The organism is Mesoterricola sp. JemC181, from assembly GCF_055384585.1.
In genome coordinates this window covers 2,884,980-2,899,786 of sequence record NZ_AP045076.1, presented here as the reverse complement: position 1 = coordinate 2,899,786, position 14,807 = coordinate 2,884,980, and the positions used below count along the sequence as shown (strand labels likewise).

The 14,807-nt window shown below is 69.1% G+C and carries 12 protein-coding genes, 1 tRNA gene and 1 pseudogene; 6 read left to right on the top strand and 8 right to left on the bottom strand.

The features are described from left to right. Positions 1-108 precede the first annotated feature (108 nt). From ACZ5MC_RS12705 to ACZ5MC_RS12690, 4 genes are all read left to right on the top strand, one after another. Positions 109-2,133 (top strand): PocR ligand-binding domain-containing protein, encoded by a 2,025-nt coding sequence (locus tag ACZ5MC_RS12705; protein WP_306600871.1) that lies wholly within the window; start codon positions 109-111, stop codon positions 2,131-2,133. Positions 2,134-2,185: 52 nt separating this feature from the next. Continuing rightward, positions 2,186-2,260 (top strand) — tRNA-Cys (locus tag ACZ5MC_RS12700). Between the two features lie 193 nt (positions 2,261-2,453). Continuing rightward, positions 2,454-2,885, top strand: a complete 432-nt coding sequence (locus ACZ5MC_RS12695; RefSeq protein ID WP_464515955.1) for a DUF1801 domain-containing protein — start codon at positions 2,454-2,456, stop codon at positions 2,883-2,885. 149 nt (positions 2,886-3,034) lie between these two features. Then, positions 3,035-5,545 (top strand): CHASE domain-containing protein, encoded by a 2,511-nt coding sequence (locus ACZ5MC_RS12690; RefSeq protein WP_464515954.1) that lies wholly within the window; start codon positions 3,035-3,037, stop codon positions 5,543-5,545. 144 nt (positions 5,546-5,689) lie between these two features. On the opposite strand, the gene ACZ5MC_RS12685 is transcribed toward ACZ5MC_RS12690, so the two are convergent. The 8 genes and pseudogenes from ACZ5MC_RS12685 to ACZ5MC_RS12650 all read right to left on the bottom strand — a co-directional run bounded on the left by ACZ5MC_RS12685 (position 5,690) and on the right by ACZ5MC_RS12650 (position 12,725). Next, a complete protein-coding gene (locus tag ACZ5MC_RS12685; protein ID WP_464515953.1) occupies positions 5,690-6,109 on the bottom strand; it encodes a GxxExxY protein in 420 nt (139 codons plus the stop codon). Between the two features lie 220 nt (positions 6,110-6,329). Beyond that, positions 6,330-7,370: pseudogene (locus tag ACZ5MC_RS12680) on the bottom strand (IS630 family transposase). A gap of 129 nt (positions 7,371-7,499) precedes the next feature. Further along, a complete protein-coding gene (locus ACZ5MC_RS12675; protein ID WP_464515952.1) occupies positions 7,500-8,510 on the bottom strand; it encodes an alpha/beta hydrolase family protein in 1,011 nt (336 codons plus the stop codon). A gap of 33 nt (positions 8,511-8,543) precedes the next feature. Beyond that, positions 8,544-9,407 (bottom strand): efflux RND transporter periplasmic adaptor subunit, encoded by an 864-nt coding sequence (locus tag ACZ5MC_RS12670; protein ID WP_306600844.1) that lies wholly within the window; start codon positions 9,405-9,407, stop codon positions 8,544-8,546. A gap of 14 nt (positions 9,408-9,421) precedes the next feature. Beyond that, complete coding sequence (locus ACZ5MC_RS12665) at positions 9,422-10,084, bottom strand: ABC transporter ATP-binding protein (RefSeq protein WP_306600843.1); 663 nt, start codon at positions 10,082-10,084, stop codon at positions 9,422-9,424. Between the two features lie 3 nt (positions 10,085-10,087). Further along, on the bottom strand, positions 10,088-11,215 hold the full coding sequence (locus ACZ5MC_RS12660) for an ABC transporter permease (RefSeq protein WP_306600842.1): 1,128 nt from the start codon (positions 11,213-11,215) through the stop codon (positions 10,088-10,090). Between the two features lie 83 nt (positions 11,216-11,298). Next, a complete protein-coding gene (locus tag ACZ5MC_RS12655) occupies positions 11,299-11,919 on the bottom strand; it encodes a TetR/AcrR family transcriptional regulator (protein WP_306600841.1) in 621 nt (206 codons plus the stop codon). An 89-nt stretch (positions 11,920-12,008) separates the two neighbouring features. Then, positions 12,009-12,725, bottom strand: a complete 717-nt coding sequence (locus ACZ5MC_RS12650) for a DUF6515 family protein (protein ID WP_306600840.1) — start codon at positions 12,723-12,725, stop codon at positions 12,009-12,011. Positions 12,726-12,878: 153 nt separating this feature from the next. Here ACZ5MC_RS12650 and dinB point away from each other — a divergent pair, with 153 nt between their 5' ends. Next, positions 12,879-14,012, top strand: coding sequence for a DNA polymerase IV (dinB, locus tag ACZ5MC_RS12645; RefSeq protein ID WP_306600839.1), 1,134 nt, complete (start codon positions 12,879-12,881; stop codon positions 14,010-14,012). Positions 14,013-14,084: 72 nt separating this feature from the next. After that, the gene (gene ric / locus ACZ5MC_RS12640) at positions 14,085-14,807 is read left to right on the top strand and encodes an iron-sulfur cluster repair di-iron protein (RefSeq protein WP_306600838.1); all 723 of its coding nucleotides are present in this window, start codon (positions 14,085-14,087) and stop codon (positions 14,805-14,807) included.

The window sequence follows — 14,807 nt, the reverse complement described above, 5'->3', positions numbered from 1 at the left end:
TTAGGCATAAAGGCGCAATGTTCATGAGCCCGCTGCTGGAATGAGCCTATTATTTGCCTAGGTGGTCCCCTCTTTGCCAGCCACGCCGTCTTCGTCCGGGAGGCTCCCTTGCCTGAGGCCCCACGCCTCCAGGAAATCCTCGACCTGCCCAGGCTCCAGGTCCTTCTGGACGCCCTGTTCGAGTCGGCTGGGATTCCGTCCGCCATCATCGGCCTGGAAGGCCAGGTGCTGACGGCCTCGGGCTGGCAGGAGGTCTGCGCGAAGTTCCACCGCCTTCATCCGGACGCGGCCAGGGATTGTCTCGCCAGCGACCTGGGCCTGGCCGCCGGGCTCACCTCCGCCGGGAAGGCGCAGGCCACCTGCCCGCGCGGCCTGGTCGACGCCGCTGCCCCCCTGGTGGTCGAGGGGAGGCACCTGGCCAACGTCTTCACGGGGCAGGTCCTCCTGGAGCCCCCGGACCCGGAGGCGGTGAAGGCCCAGGCGGCGGCCTTCGGGTTTGACGGGGCGGCCTACGGGGAGGCCTTCGCCCGGGTGCCGGTCCTCACCCGCGAGCTGATCGACCGGCACCTCGGCTTCATCACCCGGCTCGCCGAATCCATGGCCAGCCAGGGCATGATGCAGCGGCGCACTCAGGAGGCCCGGGCGTCGCTGGAGCTGAGCGAGGAGCGCTCCCGCGCGATCCTCCGGACCGCGATGGACGGCTTCTGGACGGCGGACCACGGCGGCCGGATCCGCTCCGTGAACGACGCGTACTGCGCCATGAGCCTGTATGCCCGCGAGGAGCTCCTGGGCCAGCCCATCGCCCTCGTGGAGGCCCAGGAGGGCCCCGGGGAGATCCTCGACCACATCAAGGCCATCCGCACCGGGGAGAACAACCGCTTCGAGACCGTGCACCGGCGCAAGGACGGCAGCCTCATGCCGGTGGAGCTCTGCGTGCAGGCGCTGCCGGACGGCGACGAGCTGTTCGCGTTCATCCGGGATATCGGCCCGCGCAGGCGCGCGGAGGCCGAGACCCTCCGGCTCCAGAACCAGCTCCTCCAGTCCCAGAAGATGGACAGCCTTGGCAGCATGGCCGGCGGCATCGCCCACGACATGAACAACGTGCTGGGCGCCATCCTGGGGCTGGCCTCGGCCAACCTGGGGGCCCAGCCCCCGGGCAGCCCGGCCCGCCTTGCCTTCGAGACCATCATCAAGGCGGCCCAGCGCGGCGGGAAGATGGTCAGGGGCCTGCTGGACTTCGCCCGGGCGCGGCCCGCGGAGGAGCGGGAGCTGGACCTGAACGAGCTGCTCCACGAGGAGGTGGCCCTCCTGGAACGCAGCACCCTGTCCCGGGTCGACCTGCGCCTGGACCTGGATCCGGCGCTCCGGGGCATCCGGGGGGACCCCGGCGCCCTGGTGCACCTGCTCATGAACCTCTGCGTGAACGCCGTGGACGCCATGGGGGACGCCGGCACGCTCACGCTCCGCACGCGCAACGCCGACAACGACTGGGTGGAGGTCGTCGTGGAGGACACGGGGTGCGGCATGAGCCCCGAGGTCCTCGCCCGGGCCACGGACCCGTTCTTCACGACGAAGGACGTGGGCAAGGGCACCGGCCTGGGGCTCGCCATGGTCTTCCGCACCGTGAAGGCCCACCGGGGCCAGCTGGACATCCAGAGCGAGCCGGGCGCCGGAACCCAGGTGCGGATCCGTCTGCCCGCCTCCGCCGCGGCCCCGGGCCGCCCGGAGCCCGCCGCCCCCCGCCCCGCCGGGGACGCCGCCCCCATGAACGTGCTGGTGGTGGACGACGACGAGCTGATCCGCTGCACCATGCAGGTGCTCCTGGAACTCCTGGGCACCTGTCCCTCCACCGCCTCCACCGGCGAGGAGGCCCTGGAGGCCCTGACCCTGGGCCCGCTGCCCGACGTGGTCATCCTGGACATGAACATGCCCGGCCTCGGGGGCTCGGGCACCCTGCCGCGCCTCCGGGAGCGCTGGCCGGTGCCGGTGCTGCTCGCCACGGGCCACGTGGACCGGGCCGTGCTGGACCTCGTGGACCGGTTCCCGGCCGTGGTTCTGCTGCCCAAGCCCTACAGCCTCGACGATGTGAAGCGGGGCCTGGAAGCCGCCAGGGCGCTGGCGCCCGGGGTGTGATCCCGACTTTGGGGGAGCCGATCCGGGCAGGCTGTGGTAGCCTATGGGCTATGGCGCCGTAGCCAAGTGGTAAGGCCGCAGACTGCAAATCTGCCATTCATCGGTTCGATTCCGATCGGCGCCTCCAGTAGATGAAGAAGCCCGCGAGACCAGATCTCCGGGCTTTTTTCCCAGGTCTCCAATCCTGCCATCCTGTTCCCGCGCCCCTGGCCGGCGGTTGCGGCGGGGTTGACCGCACTCCCGTAGAACCGATACTTTCCCTGCACGGCCCGAGGCGGGCAATTTCCCGCAGATACAGCCCCCGATCCCGGGGGCTTTTCATGTATTTTCTTCCCATGGCTGAGAACAAGACCCAACCCACCCAGGCCAGCGTGGAGGCCTACCTCGCCGGAATCGCCGATGGATCCAGGCGCGACGACTGCCGGGAGCTGGTCCGTCTGATGACCCGCGTGACCGGCTATCCGGCAGTCATGTGGGGGTCCGGCATCGTGGGCTTCGGAAGCTATCACTACAGGTACGAGAGCGGCAGGGAAGGGGACTCCTGCCAGGTGGGTTTCGCCTCCCGGAAGGGCGATATCAGCATCTACCTGATGGCCGGTTTCCCCGGGCGGGACGAACTCCTCGCGAAGCTGGGAAGGCACAAGGTGGGCAAGGCCTGTTTGTACGTTCGACAGCTCGGCGACCTGGACCTGGCGGTGCTGGAGCGGCTCGTCGCCGGGTCCCTGGCCGAGGTGCGGCGCCGGTACCCCTGACGGGACCGCCGGGGTTCCCGAACGCACCTTCCGGGATGGGGCGTACCGGGAAATGGCCAAGGTTCGCGGGGGCGATTCGGCCTATAGTTGGATGATCGCACCCATGCCCAGCTGTCTGCCAGCTGGTTTCTTCCCAAGGACGCCTGATCATGGTTCCCGACGAACCGAAGCTCGCCGTGCGCGCTTTCCGAGGCTTGTGGCCCCTGGCGGGGCTGCTCTGCGGCGTCCTGCTCACGCTGGTGGCCTGGTCCATGAGCCGGCAGGTGGAGCGGACCCGGATCCGGGACCTCCAGAGGGACCAGGCGCGGTCGCTGGCGATGCAGCTGGAATTCCGGATGAAGAGCCTGGAGGAGGTGCTGCGCGGCAGCGCCGGGTACCTCGGGCGCGGGGCCCTCCCCGGCCGCGGGGAGTTCCGGGACTACGTGGAAGGGCTGGAACTCCCCACGCTGCACCCGGGGGCCCAGGGGCTGGGGTTCGCGGAGTGGATCGCGCCCGGTGACCTGGAGGCCCACACAAGGCGCATGCGCCGGGAGGGCTTCCCGGACTACCGCGTCGAACCCGGCGGCGCCCTGGCGCCCGGGCAGGACGGATGCAGCGCCATCATCTACCTCGAGCCCATGGACGCCCGCAACCGGCGGGCCTTCGGCAAGGACATGTCGGCCGACCAGGTGCAGCGCGCTGCCATGCTCCGGGCCCGCGACCAGGGGGTCCCGCTCATGTCCGGGCCGGTGACCCTCTACCAGGAGACCGCCACCGACGTGCAGGTCGGCACCCTGTTCTATGCGCCCGTGTACGACCGGCGCCTGCCCCGGGACACCGTGGCCCGGCGCAGGGCGGCCTTCCGGGGCTGGACCTACCTCCCCTTCCGCATGGGGGACCTGGTCCGCGGAACGTTGGCCCAGGAACGGGTTTCGGCCGACGTGGCCCTGGTGGACGGGCCCGCGCAGGGCGGGGGGCCCCTGCTCTTCGAATCCGTCCCGGACTTCGCCCGTGGCGGGCCCGCGCTGGAGCGCTCGTTCCCCGTGGGCGGCCGGGTCTGGACGCTGCAGGTGCGCTCCAATGCCTCCTTCTTCGCCGGGGCGGGCAGCAGGGGCCACTGGGAGATCCTGGTGGCGGGCCTGGCCCTGAGCCTGGGATTCGCCACGGTCCTGTTCCTGGGCCAGGGAGCGGCGCACCGCGCACATCGCATGGCGCTGAGCATGGCCGAGGAGCTCCGCATGACCGGGGCCCGCTTCGGGACGCTGTTCGAGAAGGCGCCCGTGGGCATGGCCATCGTGAACAGTGTCACGGGAGGCTTCCTGGCGGTGAACCCGCGTCTGGGGCAGATCCTGGGCTATGCCCCGGGCGAGCTCCTGGAGCGCACCTTCCAGGACCTGAGCCACTCCGACCACGTGGCGGCGGATCTGGCCTCCCTTGGGGACGTGATCTCCGGGAAGGTCGAGGAGTTCGCCAAGGAGAAGCGCTACCTCCACAGCGACGGCCACGTGGTCTGGGGGCGCCTGAGGGTGGTCCGCCTGCCCTTGGATCTGGGAGGGGTGCCCCATCACCTGGCCCTCGTGGAGGACATCACCGGCCACATGCGGGCCCTGGAGAACCTGCGGGAGAGCGAGGCCCGCTTCCGGAACCTGGTGGAGAACGCGGTGGATCCCATCGTCCTCTTCGATCCGGAGGGCCGCATCCTCCTGGCCAACCTGGAAGCCTCGAGGCTCACCGGGTATTCCCGGGAGGAACTGGCGAACCTGCGGGTGCAGGACCTTTCCCCCGACATGCCCATGGACGCGTACGCCGGCATCTGGAACGCCCTGGCCTTCGGCGAGTCGAGGCGCTTCGAGGGGCGCACGCGGCGCAAGGACGGCACCTCCTTCCCCGTGGAGGTCCGCATCGGCCTTCTGCCTCCCGGCGAGCCCCGGCAGATCCTCTCCATGGTCCGGGACCTCAGCGCCGTGGACCAGGCCGCCCAGAGCGAGCTGCGGGCCCGCAAGGCCGAGAGCCTGGTGCTCATGGCCGGAGGCATCGCCCACGACTTCAACAACGTGTTCCAGGCCATCCAGTCCAACCTCGAGATCGCCGGGTTCATGACCAAGGGGAACGTCGACCTCGCCCTGATCCTGGACCAGGCCCGGGCCGCCCTGGGCAGGGCCGTGACCCTCTCCCGCAAGATGCTGGACTTCTCGGGCCGCGGCATCGTGCGCCTGGAGCCGATGGAGCTGGAGGATCTGCTCGATCGCGTTCCCCTGAAGCCGGGCCTGATGCTCGAACGGGACTTCCATGCCGTGCCCCCCATCCTGGGGGATCCCGGCAAGCTCGAGCAGGTCGTGACGGCCATGTTGGACAACGCCCTGGAAGCCGGGGCCTCGCGGGTCCGCCTGCGGCTCCGCACCCATGCCGGCGCCGGGGCCGGCACGCACCAGGGCGTGTGGCCCCTGCCCCAGTTCCACGCCCCCGGCACCGTGTGCCTGGAGGTGCAGGACGACGGTCCCGGCGTGGCCCCGGACAAGCTGCACCTGATCTGCGACCCCTTCTACACCACCCGCGAGCCCGGCCGGGGCCTGGGGCTGGCGGCCGCCGTGGGCATCCTGAAGGCCCACCGGGCGGGGTTCCATGTGCAGAACGGGGAAGGGGAGGGACTCGTCTTGCGGATGTATTTCAGGACGGCCTAGGCAGCCAGAAGGACAGGTAACGCTCTGCTTCGCCCCTTCGCGTCAGAGGTCAGCTGGATGAAACGGGATGAAATGGCATTAACTAGTGTAGGCCGCCAGAAGAACAGGTAACACCTTGTCCCCCCCCTTCGCCTCGGGTCCAGTTCAGGGCTTGGTGTTGACGAGTCGCTTGATGCCCCCGTCCTTGAGGGGCCAGTTATGAAAATTGATCAGCAGGCCCACTTCGAAATTTGCAAAGTGGAGGCAGCTATTCAGTTGGGCGAAGTCGGCCTCCGAAAACTTCGCAATGGCCTTCGCCTCGACGACCACCTTGTGGTCCACCACGATATCCATGATGTAGGCATTCTCGACGCACAATTCCTTGTAGGTGATGTCGAGGTGAACCTCGCGTAGGGCCTCGTGTCCGGCCAACCTGAGTTCATGGGCGAGGCAAGCCTTGTAGGCATTTTCCAGGAGTCCAGGCCCCAGAACTATCTGCACCCTGATGGCAGCGAGGATGATGGCTTCGGTGATATCTCGATGGGGATAGTTGTCGCCCCAATCTTCGCCCCAATGCCGACCCATGACTTCCTCCTTCGGGTCAGGAGTGCGCTCAATCACGCCGGGACGTTCAGGCCAGAATTCTTTCCTCGGTATCCTCGGCCTCCTCGGCGCCTCGGCGATGGGCTTTTCGACGGGTGCTTCGGCGCATGTAATCTTTGCGCCGACTGATTCTTGAGAAAGCCATCGCCGAGGCGCCGAGGAGGCCGAGGATACCGAGGAAAAGAAAAAGGCAGGTTCGCCGTCAACCCTTGGCAGAGGCCGTCCGAATGGCCGCGAGGGCCTGCCGTGCTCGTGTCACCTTGGCGAGGATATCGTTCGCGGACGCGGTCCAAACAAATGGTTTCGGAGCGGCATTGTGTCTCGCGATATAGGTATGGATCGCTGCTTCGAGTTCCGGGACGGATCTGAAAATACCCCTTCGGATGCGGTTCTCCGTGATGTCCCGGAAAAATCGCTCCACCATGTTCAACCACGATGAACTGGTGGGGGTGAAGTGAACGTGGACCCTCGAATGGCCTTTCAACCAGCTTTAGACCGCCGGATGTTTGTGGGTGGCGTAGTTGTCGCAAATGATGTGCAGAGCGAGTCGCTTCGACGTACCCCGCTCAAGCCGCTTGAGGAACTTCAGCCACTCCTCATGGCGATGACGTGGCATCGTGGCCGAGATCACCGTACCATCCAGCGTGTTCATGGCCGCAAAGAGGGTGGTCGTTCCATTGCGCTTGTAGTCGTGCGTCATGGTGCCGCAGCGACCCTTCTTCATCGGTAGGCCAGGCTGAGTCCGGTCCAGGGCCTGAATCTGGCTCTTCTCATCTACGCTCAGCACGATGGCATGCTCCGGAGGGTCCAGATACAGGGCCACGATGTCCACCAACTTCTCTTCGAAATGAGGATCGTTGCTTAACTTGAAACCAACGGTGCGGTGCGGCTTGAGGCCATTCTGACGCCAAATGCGTCCCACCGTGCTCTCGCTCACCCCGGTGGCCTGCGCCATGGAGGCCCGGCTCCAGTGCGTGGCATTGACGGGCTGTTCCTGCGCCGTCTTATGGAGCACCTCTTGCCCCTTCAAAGCAATCACCCAAGACTTCCGGCCTCGACCTGGGCGTTCCCTCTCGAGGCCATCGAAGCCCGCTTCCTCCCATCGCTTGAGGCATTGCCAAGCAGTCCGATGATCACAGCCCAAAGCCTGGCCGATGTCACGAAAGGACTCGCCAGAAGCTCGATGAAGAACAATCTTGGCCCGCAGGACGCTGCGCGCAGGCAAGGTCCGGCTCCGCGCCATTTCCTCAAGGCGTCTGAATTGCTCCACAGTTAGATCAACTCGCCCCACTTGCGCCAAAGTTCTCACCTGCCGCTTGGATGCGACGAGCTGTATTGGCGTTACAGGTATTTCTGGCGGCCTGCCCAGCTGCTACCTGCCCAGATGCTTTGCCAGGAACTCGTACATCGCCTTGCGGGCCTTGCGCGCGTAGGACGTGTCGATGCGGTCCCACCCGTGCCCTCCCGGCGCGTCCTGCTCGATCTTCGAATCGAAGGCCTTGCCCGCTGCCTTGAGGTGGGTGATGAGCTGCTCCACCTCCACCACGTCCACGTCCCGGTCGTTGGTGGTGCTGGTGACCATGAGGGGGAGCCTGAGCTTGTGGACGTTCCAGATGGGGCTGCGCCGGCGCAGGAGGTCCACGTCCTCCGTGGGCGGCTTGCCGAACATGCTCTTGACCGTCGCGTCGTCGCGGTATTCCTCCCCGGCGTAGGCCACGCGGGCCAGCAGGTCGCTCACGGGCACGCCGGCGTAGATGCAGGCGAACTTGTCCGGGTGGTCGAAGCCGGCCATGAGGCTGATCATGCCCCCGTGGCTCCAGCCCACCAGGGCCACGCGCTTCGGGTCCACGGGCAGCTCCTCCACGGCCCAGTCCCGGCAGGCCACCACGTCGTCGTTCTCCAGGCCCCCGTAGTCGATGGCGTCGTGCAGGCCCTTGCCGTAGCCCGTGGAGCCGCGGTATTCGGGCGCCACGACGATGTAGCCCCGGGCCACCATCTCCCGCACCAGGTGCGCGTGGTAGGTGCCGAAGTCGCCGTGGACGCCCCCGTGGCTGAGGAGGATGGCCGGATGCTTCCGGGCCCGGTCCAGGTTCTTCGGGACGAAGGTGTACGCGTAGATCCGCAGGGGGTGGCGCTCGTTCCGGATGCCGTAGGTCTCCTTGCCCTTGGGGTTGGGCGGGCCCGTCAGGATGACCTTGTCCACCTCGACCACGTCGGAAAGGCGCAGCCAGAACAGGGCGTCGTCGGCGGACTTGCGCACCTGGTCCAGCTCCCACGCCAGGCTCTCCACGTGGGCTTCGAGGCGCTTGATGCGCGCTTCCGGCGTTTCCTGGGCGGGCAGGGCGAGGGCGAGGGCCAGGGCGAGCGGGATGGAGCGGAACATGGGGCCTCCAGGCCTCGTTTTGCGAGGGACGAACTACTTTAGCCCACTCCCGGAGGCGATGGCCAGTTCCACCCGCTGGCCCAGCTTCAGGCGGGCCTCCCGGGGCAGGGCCACCTTCACGAGGGCGACCCGGATGTCCGAGGGCCGGGCGGGGTCCAGGGGCTTGAGGCGGCGCAGGGACACGGCCGCAGGCACCTCCTCCACCCGTCCCGCCAGGGTGCCGGCGGTGCCCTCCACCTCGATGGCCACCTCCCGGCCCACCGCCAGGGAGGGCAGGTCGTACTCGTCCACTTCGGCTTCCACCCGCAGGCGGTCCAGGTCGGCGATGCGCACCAGGCGCCCCCCGGGGGCCAGGAGCTCGCCGGGCTGGGCCAGGCGCTCCACGATGACGCCGGAAAAGGGCGCCACCAGGGTGAGCTTGGCCAGGGCGGCCTCCAGCTGGGCCGCGGTGGCCAGCGCCGCCTCCCGGCGGGCCCGGGAGAGCCGGAGCTGGGAGTCCGCGTCGTCGAAGGCGCGCTGGCCCACGACCCCCGCGGCCAGGAGGCGCTGCTGGCGCCGCAGCTCCAGGTCCAGGAAGCGGCCCTCGGCCTCCAGCTCCCGCACCCGGGCGCGGGCCGAGGCGAGGCTCGCCTCCTGCTCCCGGGAATCGAGGCGGGCGAGTACCTGCCCCGCCCGGACGCGGTCCAGTTCACGCACGGGGAGCGAGGCCAGGCGCCCGCCGTACTCGGCGGAGACCACCAGGTCGGCCCCGGGGTAGGCGGCCACACGGCCTTCGCAGCGCAGGGCGGAAGGCGCCGCGGGGGCGGGCTGGGGCCGGGCCTGGGCGCGGGGATAGAGCGCGAAGGCGGTGAGGGCCAGGGTGGAGAGGCCGGCGAGGACTAGGGGCAGCTTGCGCATGGGGGGCTCCTTTCTTAGGCCTGGAACCGGCCGTCCCGGATGCGCAGCACCCGGTCGGCGATGTCCTGGACCTTGGGGTCGTGGGTGACGATCAGCACGGCGCGGCCGTGGTCCGTGGCGAGGTTCCGGAAGAGCCGCAGCACCTGGCTGCCGGAGGCGGTGTCGAGGTTGGCGGTGGGTTCGTCGGCCAGCAGCGCCTGGGGCCTCCCGGCCATGGCCCGGGCGATGGCCACGCGCTGCTTCTGGCCGCCGGAGAGGTCCCGGGGCAGGTACCCGGCGCGGTCCGCCAGGCCCATGGTCTCGATCCAGGTGCGGGCCTCCTCCCGGATGCCCTCCCGGGGGAAGCCCTTCACCTGCAGGGCGTACTGGACGTTCTCCACCGCGTTGAGGGAGGGGAAGAGGTTGTACTGCTGGAACACGAAGCCGATGTGGCTCCTGCGCAGGGCCGCAAGGCGCCCGGGCCGGGCGGCCTCGCCCGCGACCCGCACCTCCCCCCCGGTCGGGCTCAGGATGCAGCCGAGGATCTGCAGCAGGGTGGTCTTGCCGGACCCCGAGGGGCCCTCCAGGGCGACGACCTCCCCGGGCTCCAGGTCCAGGGAGAGGCCGTGGAGGATGCGTACGGGCTCGCGCCCCTCCTGGTAGTCCTTGATGATGCCGGTGGCGGAGAGGACGGGCATGGTTCAGCTCCTGAAGACGAGGCCGGGGTCGATGCCGGCCACCTTGCGGAAGCTGAGGCCGGCGGAAAGCACGCACATGAGGAGGGTTCCGCCGCCCACCAGCGCCCACACCCGCATTGGCAGGATGAGCTGGAGGCCGAGGGCGGCCACCGCGGGCCTGAGGCCCAGGACCATGAGGCCGCCCAGGGTGAAGCCCAGCACCGCGGCCACCGCGGCCTGGCGGCCCAGGAGCAGGTAGATGTCGGCGTTGGAGCCGCCGATGGCCTTGACGGTGCCGAACTCCTTGAGGTGGTCCATGGTGGAGGTGTAGAGGGTCTGGGCCACCACCACCACGCCCACCAGCACCCCCAGGAACACCGCGGTGAAGGCGTTCATGCCGATGCCGGTGTTGTTGATCCAGTAGGCGTCGGAGCGGTCCGCCCAGTCCCGGGCGGTGTAGACGTCGTTGTGGGGCAGGCGCCGCCCGATCTCCGCGCGGAGCGCCTTCAGGTCCGCGCCGGGCGCGGCCTTCACGAGGATGTAGGTGGTGCTGCCCGACAGGAGGTCCGGATTGAGCTGCTGGACCAGGCGGTAGTCCATGAAGGACACCGGCGTGGTGGTGAACGACACGGCGCCGCGGGAGCGCCCCGCATAGCGCATGCGCACGCCCTGCACCTGGCGGTAGTCGCCCGCGGCGAACGCGCCGATGCGCCGCGCGGCCGAGGCGTCGGTGACGATGTAGTTGCCCCGGCGGAGGTCCTCGACGCTCCCGCTCTCCATGTCCCAGGGCAGGTTCCAGGCGCGGAAGTCCTCCAGGGCATAGGTGACCGTGCCTTCCGTGGCGCCGGTGGGGAGGGTGGCGTTCACGAAGGTGACGATGAGGTTGTCGGCCCGCGCCACCCCCGGGATGGACCGCACGCGGTTCACATAGGTCTCCGGGAAGGTCTGGGCGAAGTCCACGTTGGGGGTGTTGCGGGACGTCACCCAGATGTCGGCGGGGATGTGGCGAACGATCACCGAGGAGTTCCGGACGAGGCCCAGGAACAGCCCCACCTGCGAGAGGATGAGCTGCACGGCGAAGGCCACGCCGGCGACGGTGATGAGGAACCGCATGCGGTCGTGCAGGAGCATGCGCAGGGCGAGGTCCACCATGGGGGGACTCCTTGCGGGAAGGGTTGGATGTGCAGCTCGCGCCGCGCGGCGGGCGCCGCGGGGCAGGGGGGAGATGGAAGGTCCTACCGGCGGATGCCCCGGATCAGGACGTCGGTCATGGCCTCGATGCGCGCCTGGACGGGGGTCCAGGCCACCCACGCGTCGTCCTTGTGGGTGATGGCCAGCGACATGAGGCCATGCATGCCCGACCAGACCACCTGGGCGGCCAGGTCGGGATCGGTCCAGTCGGGGCGGAGGAGGCCGGCGGCGATGGCCTCCTCGAGGGTGGAGCGCAGCAGGGCGTAGGCGTCCACTTCCGGATTCCCCTTGCCGTCGCCGCCGTGCTCGGGCTTGGCCTGGGGCGGGTTCATGAACATCAGCCGGTAGTGGTGGGGGTACGCCAGGGCGAAGGCGGCGTAGCTGAGGCCGATGGCGCGCACCCGGTCCAGGGGGTCGGGAATGGCGATGCCCCGCGCCAGCTCCTCGCCGAAGGCCCGGAAATCCTCCTGGCACAGCTCCCGGATGAGGTCTTCCTTGTCCTTGAAGTGGAGGTAGATGGTGCGGGGGCTGTACTCGATGGCCTCGGCGATGGTGCGCATGGTGACGGCGTCGTAGCCGCGCTCGGCGAAGAGCTCCCGGGAGACGTCCAGGATCTTCCTGCGCAAAAGCTGCTTTTCTCGTTCGCGTCGATCGGTGGGACCCACGGGGCGCCTCCAGGCTACCCCACCAATTTAGGAAACACTGTTTACCAAGTCAATGGCGATTACAGAAAAAACTTCGTTTCGGTCCCGGGTCAGTCCACCGAGTAGCCGCGGTCCTCCAGGTACGACCTCAGGGCCTTCTGGTAGGCCCTGCGGGCCCGGGGCGTCCCCGGGTCGGAGGGATCGCTGAACGCCGGGTCGTAGCCGCTGACCTTGCGGGCGTGGCGCTGGGCGTCGGCGCGGTCCGCCTTCATCTTCTCGGCGCTCTGGCCTTCCCTGGGACTGACCAGGAGAGCGTCGTGCTCCGGTGCGGCCGGCGCGGCGCGGCGGGCCTCCTCCCGCTCCGGGGGATCGGCCACCACGTAGCCGCCCGAAGGAGAGTCGGTGTAATAGACGTCCTCGTAGGTGTAGTAGCGCAGGCCGCCGTAGTAGGCCGTGGCGAACCCGAAGGGCAGGACGTCCAGGTAGAGGCCGATGGGGGGGTAGCAGCCCAGGTAGGCGCCCCGCCAGGGGCGGTACCAGAGTCCGCCGTGCATGTAGTAGGGGGACCCGCCCCAGCGGTAGGTGGCGTAGCCCCGCGGCAGGATGCCCACGGAACCGTAGACGCGCAGGCCGGGGCTGCCATGGAAGCCGCCGGGGTGGACCCGGAAGCCGCCGCCGGAGTGGAAACCGCCACCGGAGTGGAAGCCGCCGCCGCGCCCGGCCGATCCGCCGCCCCGGAACCAGGGCTGGCCGGCGAAGGCGGAGCAGGCGATGAGGGAAAGGGCCGCGAAACGGAGGATGGTGGGGAACCTGCTGGAAATGGCCATGGTCCGCTCCTTTCGTGATGTTGGACCCCCGCGGTCCGGTGGGGGTTGAGTCCACCGTCAAAGATGCGGCGAAAGACGCGCGGGTTCAATCCTTGGCTCGCGGCGAGGACGCCGGTTCGCTATAATTTCGTCATCCCGCCCGGGGCGACGCCTATGCAGCCGACAGACACAGTGGATTCCGGCCCTCCCCGGCGCATCGCGCACCTGGACATGGACGCGTACTTCGCCTCGGTGGAGCTCCTCAAATTCCCGGAGCTCAAGGGCCTGCCCGTGGTCATCGGCGGCCGCCGGCGCCCCGCGGAGGAAGGGTTCCAGCGCCTGAGGGACTACCGGGGGCGGGGCGTGGTCACCACCTGCACCTACCCGGCGCGGGCCTTCGGGGTGCGCTCGGGCATGGGCCTCATGAAGGCCGCCGCCCTGGCCCCCGACGCCATCCTGCTGCCGGGGGACTACGAGACCTATTCGCGGGTGTCCCGGGCCTTCAAGGCCGCCGTGGCGGAGATCGCGCCCAGCATCGAGGACCGGGGCATCGACGAGATCTACATCGACCTCACGGAGGTGGAGGGAACTTCCGCGGAGCTGGCCCGGCGCCTGAAGGAGGCCGTGAAGGCCGCCACCGGCCTCACCTGCTCCGTGGGAATCACGCCCAACAAGCTCCTCTCCAAGATCGCCTCGGAGCTCCAGAAGCCCGACGGGGTCACGATCCTCGGCCTGGAGGACATCCCGGCCCGCATCTGGCCCCTGCCGGCCTCGGCGGTCAACGGCATCGGGCCCAAGGCCTTCGGGAAGCTGGAGGCCATGGGGATCCGCACCATCGGCGACCTGGCGGCGGCCGATCCCGCGCTGCTCCTCCAGCGGTTCGGGCAGAGCTTCGGCGCCTGGCTCTCCGAGGCCGCCCACGGCCGGGACGGGCGCCCCCTCACGATCGTGCGGGAGGCCAAGTCCATGAGCCGGGAGACCACCTTCGAGCGGGACCTGCACCCCCGGGAGGACCGGGAGCGGCTCACCGCCATCCTCCTGGACCTCTGCGGGCGGCTGGCCCAGGACCTGGAGCGCAAGGGCCTCGCCGCCAAGACCGTGGGCGTCAAGCTCCGCTTCGACGACTTCTCCATCCTCTCCCGGGACGTGACCCTGGCCTGGGCCGTGGCCTCCGCCGACGGCCTGCGGGACGCCGCCCGGGACTGCCTGCGCCGGGTGACCTTCGACCGCCGCCTGCGCCTCCTGGGGGTCCGGGCCGGGTCGCTGGTGAAGCCCGGCGCCGGGGGAGCGCCCCGGCCCCTCTTTTAATTCCGCCCTCTTGACCTCCGTCAAGGTTAGTTGACCGTTCCGGTCGGATATTGGTCTACGGAGGGACCCACAATGTCCAGCACCATCACCCCGGCAACCCGCATCGGCGACATCGTCCTCGAGCACCCCGCGACCATGCGCCTCTTCGAGCGCCACAACATCGACTACTGCTGCGGCGGCCACCGCACCCTCGCCGAGGCCTGCGCCCACGCCGGGCGCCAGGTGTCCGACGTCCTGCCCGCATTGGAGGGGCTGGATGCCCCGGCCGCCGAGCCCCTGGATCCCAAGGTCCTGGCCGCGGGCAGCATGACCGCCCTCATCGCCCACATCGAGTCCACCCACCACGTCTTCACCCGGGAGGAGCTGAACCGCGTGGCCCCCCTCATGGAGAAGGTGGCCCGGGTCCACGGCGCCAACCATCCGGAGCTGGCGCGGGTGGCCAGCCTCTTCACGGCGCTCTACGACGACCTCATGCCCCACCTGCAGAAGGAGGAGCAGATCCTCTTCCCCTTCATCCGGGGCCTGGAGTCGGGCGCCCCCGCCTGCGACAGCTGCTTCGGCAGCGTGCGCGGCCCCATCAGCGTCATGCAGAGCGAGCACGAGGCCGCCGGCGACGTCCTGCGGGAGATCCGCGAGCTCACGAAGGACTACACCCTGCCGGACGACGCCTGCGGCAGCTTCCGGTCCCTGTACATGGGCCTCCGGAACCTGGAGGAGGACCTCCACCTGCACATCTACCTGGAGAGCCACATCCTCTTCCCCAGGGCAGCCGAAATGGAGACTGCGAAGGCCTGA

Excerpts from the sequence above, each read along its gene's own strand:
- ACZ5MC_RS12695 (WP_464515955.1), top strand. The coding sequence starts at position 2,454 with ATGTATTTTCTTCCCATGGCTGAGAACAAGACCCAACCCACCCAGGCC.
- ACZ5MC_RS12690 (WP_464515954.1), top strand. The coding sequence starts at position 3,035 with ATGGTTCCCGACGAACCGAAGCTCGCCGTGCGCGCTTTCCGAGGCTTG.
- ACZ5MC_RS12685 (WP_464515953.1), bottom strand. The coding sequence starts at position 6,109 with ATGGGTCGGCATTGGGGCGAAGATTGGGGCGACAACTATCCCCATCGA.
- ACZ5MC_RS12675 (WP_464515952.1), bottom strand. The coding sequence starts at position 8,510 with ATGTTCCGCTCCATCCCGCTCGCCCTGGCCCTCGCCCTCGCCCTGCCC.
- ACZ5MC_RS12670 (WP_306600844.1), bottom strand. The coding sequence starts at position 9,407 with ATGCGCAAGCTGCCCCTAGTCCTCGCCGGCCTCTCCACCCTGGCCCTC.
- ACZ5MC_RS12665 (WP_306600843.1), bottom strand. The coding sequence starts at position 10,084 with ATGCCCGTCCTCTCCGCCACCGGCATCATCAAGGACTACCAGGAGGGG.
- ACZ5MC_RS12660 (WP_306600842.1), bottom strand. The coding sequence starts at position 11,215 with ATGGTGGACCTCGCCCTGCGCATGCTCCTGCACGACCGCATGCGGTTC.
- ACZ5MC_RS12650 (WP_306600840.1), bottom strand. The coding sequence starts at position 12,725 with ATGGCCATTTCCAGCAGGTTCCCCACCATCCTCCGTTTCGCGGCCCTT.
- dinB (WP_306600839.1), top strand. The coding sequence starts at position 12,879 with ATGCAGCCGACAGACACAGTGGATTCCGGCCCTCCCCGGCGCATCGCG.
- ric (WP_306600838.1), top strand. The coding sequence starts at position 14,085 with ATGTCCAGCACCATCACCCCGGCAACCCGCATCGGCGACATCGTCCTC.